The sequence below is a fragment of the Herbaspirillum lusitanum P6-12 genome, assembly GCF_000256565.1.
Lineage (GTDB): Bacteria > Pseudomonadota > Gammaproteobacteria > Burkholderiales > Burkholderiaceae_D > Herbaspirillum > Herbaspirillum lusitanum.
Genome location: NZ_AJHH01000408.1, coordinates 1 through 4,616, shown reverse-complemented (window position 1 = coordinate 4,616; position 4,616 = coordinate 1). Strand labels below are relative to the sequence as shown.

Here is a 4,616-nt window from a genome sequence, read left to right as displayed (position 1 = left end):
CGGCGCGAAGATGCCGGCGTTGTTGAACAGCAGATCGAGGCGACCGAATTTCTCCCTGGTCTTGGCAAACAGGTTCTTCACCGAAGCCGGATCGCTGACGTCGGCCGGCACCACCAGCGCATTGGCGCCGAACTCGCCGGCCGCCCTGACGGTTTCTTCCAGCGGCTGCTGGCGACGGCCGGCCAGCACGACGGCATAACCGTCACGCAGCAGGGCCAGCGAAATCTGTTTGCCGATGCCGGAACCGGCGCCGGTGACCAATGCGATTTTCTTCGGTGCTGCCATCTTCTGTGCTCCTCTGTTTTCCTGGAAATGGGATGTGCCATGCGCGCCAGTAGGTGCGGCACGGTCTTGTCGAGCGTTTTACTATAGCAGCTGTCGCAGCGCGGGGAGATGAAGTATTTTCAGCTGAGCCGGAACCGGATCTTCCCTGATCGGCTATGCTTGCGCATTCAGACGGTTGGAATCCGCGAACTGTCAGCCCAGAACAAAGCCTTGCGTTGCAAGAAACTCATCAGCACATGCAGACACACGCCGATCGCCGACAGCACGAACAGCGTGGCGAACACGCCCGCGGTGTCGAGGTTGACGTTCATCTGCATGATGGCGTTGCCGAGTCCCTTGCGTGAGCCGAGGAACTCGCCGACGATGGCGCCGAGAATGCTGAAGATGATCGCGATGTTGAGTCCCGCGAAGATCATCGGCAGCGCGCCCGGCAGGCGGACCATCGTGAAAATCTGCCAGCGCGTCGCACGCAGCGAGCGCATCAGTTCCAGCCGCGCCGGATCGGTCGTGCGCAAGCCGCTGATGACGTTGACCAGGATCGGGAAGAACGCAATCGTCGCCGCGATGATGACCTTGGACGTCATGCCAAAACCGAACCACATGATGAACAGCGGCGCCACCGCAACCTTGGGCGTGGTCTGGATCGCGATCAGGTAGGGATACAAGGTCTTTTCGGCCAATGGAAATTGTGCGATCAGGCCGCCCAGCACGATGCCCAACAAGGCCGCCAGAAGGAAGCCGAGCATGGCTTCCCCGAGCGTGTACAGCGCGTTGTCGAGATAGCTTGTATTGACCAGCGCCAGCGCGATGTTGGACGGCGCCGGCATGATGTAGATCGGGATTTCAAAGCAGCGGATGATCGCCTCCCACACCACTACCACGGCGACGAATACCGCGGGGATCAGCAGCAGTTCGGGCCGCGCCTTGAGCGTGCGGCGCAGGCTGAAAGAAGCAGGCACCGGTGTAACGTTGGCAGCGGCGGCGCTGGTATGGATGCGTTCCATCAGATGAATCCCTGCGTATTGAACTGGCTGCGGATGCGCTTGCTGTACACGCCGAAGGCGTCGGTCGACATGATGTCGAGACCGCGTTCGGCGGGCAGGTCCACCGTGACCAGGTCGGCGATGCGGCCCGGACGATTGGACAGCACCATCACATGGGTGCCGAGGAAAATCGCTTCCGGAATCGAGTGCGTCACGAAGACCACCGTCTTGCCGGCCTTGCGCCAGATGCGCAGCAGCTCCAGGTTCATCACCTCGCGCGTCATGGCGTCGAGCGCGCCGAAGGGCTCGTCCATCATCAGGATGGAAGGATCGTGGATCAACGAGCGGGCAATGGCGACGCGCTGCTGCATGCCGCCCGATAATTCGTTCGGATAACGATGGGCGAAATCGGCCAGGCCGACCATGTCCAGCAATTCCTGTGCACGCACGCGGCTGGACGCCATGTCGAGGCCGAGCACCCGCGCCGGCAGCAGGACGTTTTCAATGGCGGTTTTCCACGGCAGCAGCACCGGGCTCTGGAACACCATGCCGATGTCGCGATGCGGCTCGTGCACTTCTTCGCCGTTGACCTTGATCGAGCCGTCCGAGCGCGGGATCAATCCGGAAAGCAATTTGAGCAAGGTCGACTTGCCGCAGCCAGAGGGGCCGACGATGGTCATGAATCCGCCTAGCGGCACCGACACCGAAATCGGGCCGAGCGCCTGCACCTTGCCGCCGTCGTGGGTGGCGTAGGTTTTTTCCAGCGCCTCGACGACAATCGCCGCGCGACCGTTCACGACGTTTGCTTCCTGGCTGAATGGCGTGTCTCGCACGATCGACATAACTGACATCCGGTTGACTCCTGAATGGCAAGCATCATAGAGCAAATCACTACCGAGCAAATGAATACTGCATCGGGCAAATCTGAACCTAAGTGGTCAACTGCGACTTCACGAATTCGAGACCGCCGCCGGCATTGACAATCTCCTGCAGGAACGGCGCCAGCGGCTCCACTTGCATCTGCTTGCCGCTGGTCGCGTTGAAGATCGCACCACGGCTGAAATCGATGTCGAGCCGATCGCCGTCGTCGATCGCATCCAGTACATCGGCACCAGCCATCAGCACCGGCACGCCCATGAAGATCGCCAGCCGGAACGGCCCGCGCGACAGCGAACGCACCAGCAGGCCGACGCCGAGCGCCTTCATCGCCAGGAAGGGATGGCTGTGGTTGCTACCATGGGCGAAGTTGCGGCCGGCCACGATGACGTCGCCGGGTTGCGCCTGCTGCGCAAACTCCGGCCGCACTTCGGCCAGCAGGTGATGGCGCAGCATGCGCGGATCGAACTCGAACACGTGGCGCGCCGAAATCAGCTGGTCGCTGGAGATGTCGCTGGAAAATTTCCAGGCGCGGCCGCTGCTGGTTTTGCCCGCGGCGCTCATGCTGCGCCTCCTTCTACATGAGTGGCATAGGCGCGCGGATCGGTGATGTGGCCGGTGATCGCGGACGCCGCCACCGTCATCGCGCTAGCCAGGAAAATCTCGGCCTCGTTGCTGCCCATGCGGCCCGGGTCGTTGCGCGTGCTGGTGCTGATGCGGCGTTCGCCTGCAGCGAGTTGCGCGATGCCGCCGAAACAGGGACCGCAGGTCGATGGCGAAATGGTCGCACCGGCGGCGGTGAGTTCGGTCAGCAGGCCTTCCTGCAAAGCCTGCTGAAAAACTTGCTGCGTTGCCGGGATCACCAGCAGGTGCACACCGGCATGCACCTTGCGGCCGCGCAGAATGGCGGCGGCGGAACGGATGTCTTCAATCGAGCCGGATACGCAGGACCCGATATACGCATGCTGGATGACGATGCCGGACATCGCCTGCGCTTCGCGCACGTGGTTGGGCGACGGCGGGATCGACACGCGCGGCGTCAGCGTCGACAGGTCGATATCGATGGTCATCGCGTACTCGGCGTCGGCGTCGCTGTTGATTGACTCCGGCGCTGGCAGATCGGTCACGCCATGCGCGCGCAGGTAGCGCAGATAATCGATGCAGCGCTGGTCGACGGCGGCGATGCCCGACTTGGCGCCGGCGTCGACGCACAGGCCGCAGATCGTCATGCGCTCCGGCACCGACAGCGTAGCCAGGCCTTCGCCCTGGTATTCGATGACGCGATAGCTGGTGGCTTCGTCGTCGAGTTGCTGCATGGTCGCCAGCACGATGTCGCGCGCCGCCACGCCAGGGCGGCAGGCGCCATGCAGGCGCACGCGGATGGTCTCCGGGACCTTCATCCAGATCTGGCCGGTGGCCAGCACCATCGATACTTCAAAACCGAACGGCACCGACAAGGCGCCAACCGCGCCCAGGCCGGGCGCATGGCTGTCGGCACCGGCGGCGAACATGCCCGGCGCCACCAGGCCCTGCTCCACCATCAATGGATGCGTGATGCCGACGCCATCGAAGAAATGACCGACCGACCACTCCTGCGCCAGTTGGCGCGTGAGCTTGTTGCGCTCGGCGCCGGCGACGCTGTGCACCGGCACTTCGTGGTCGATGATGACGGCGACACGTTTGGGATGCGCCAGTTTCGTGACGCCGATTTCGCGGATGCGTTTGATATAGGCGGAAAACGATACTTCCGGCGCCGTCACCAGGTCCGGACTGGCCCAGATGATTTCGCCGTGCTGCACGCTGTCCTTGCGGCTGGTGCGCGCAAGGATTTTCTGCGTCATGGTCGCGCCCATAGCCGTCAGCTCTCTTCGTTCACTTGTGTCGCCAGTTCTGCATCGAAGGCGGCGGCGCGTTCCACGCCGACCAGCCGTCCGACGTCGGCGAACTGCGCCATGCCGTCGACCAGTTGTACCGTGTCGCCGCTGGCGAACATGCTGCGCAACATGTCCTGCTGCGCCTTGAATGTGGTCTGGATCAGCGACAGCGGATACAGCGACATGGCGAAACCGGCGGCGACAAGTTGCTGGCGCGTGTAATTGGGGCGGACGGTTTCAGCAGCGACATAGATCACCGGGATCTTCACGCTCGACGCCACCGCTTCCAGCTCGACCGGCGTACTCAGCGAGGGCGCCATGACGGCGTCGGCGCCAGCGCGTTCCATTGCCTTTGCGCGCGCGATGACTTCGTCGAGGCCGTAGATGGTCATGGCGTCGGTGCGGCCGATGATGACGAACTCGCTGCTCTTGCGCCCGGCACGCGCGGCTTTCAGGCGCAGGGACATTTCTTCGACCGGCACCAGTTTCTTGCCGGCCATGGCGCCGCATTTCTTGGGCATGATCTGGTCTTCCAGATGCAGTCCGGCGATGCCGGCTTTTTCGAAGGCGCGCACGGTTTCAACGATGTTGGCGGCGC

At 63.1% G+C, this 4,616-nt stretch carries 6 protein-coding genes; all 6 read right to left on the bottom strand.

The genetic code is table 11. The features are described 5' to 3' along the window. The coding region (locus HLUSI_RS0113290) for an SDR family oxidoreductase (protein ID WP_016834444.1) at nt 1-285 on the bottom strand (285 nt) is incomplete at its 3' end. A 167-nt stretch (nt 286-452) separates the two neighbouring features. Then, on the bottom strand, nt 453-1,289 hold the full coding sequence (locus HLUSI_RS0113285) for an ABC transporter permease (RefSeq protein WP_016834443.1): 837 nt from the start codon (nt 1,287-1,289) through the stop codon (nt 453-455). Continuing rightward, on the bottom strand, nt 1,289-2,110 hold the full coding sequence (locus tag HLUSI_RS0113280) for an ABC transporter ATP-binding protein (RefSeq protein WP_016834442.1): 822 nt from the start codon (nt 2,108-2,110) through the stop codon (nt 1,289-1,291). Before HLUSI_RS0113280 ends, HLUSI_RS0113285 begins: the two co-directional genes overlap by 1 nt. An 88-nt stretch (nt 2,111-2,198) precedes the next feature. Next, the gene (locus HLUSI_RS0113275; RefSeq protein ID WP_016834441.1) at nt 2,199-2,708 is read right to left on the bottom strand and encodes a LeuD/DmdB family oxidoreductase small subunit; all 510 of its coding nucleotides are present in this window, start codon (nt 2,706-2,708) and stop codon (nt 2,199-2,201) included. Then, nucleotides 2,705-3,985, bottom strand: a complete 1,281-nt coding sequence (locus HLUSI_RS0113270) for a 3-isopropylmalate dehydratase large subunit (RefSeq protein ID WP_238533997.1) — start codon at nt 3,983-3,985, stop codon at nt 2,705-2,707. The genes HLUSI_RS0113275 and HLUSI_RS0113270 overlap by 4 nt, the downstream gene beginning before the upstream one ends. A gap of 17 nt (nt 3,986-4,002) precedes the next feature. Next, nucleotides 4,003-4,616, bottom strand: a 614-nt coding sequence (locus tag HLUSI_RS28535) for an isocitrate lyase/PEP mutase family protein (protein WP_016834439.1), incomplete at its 5' end; no start/stop codon positions are given.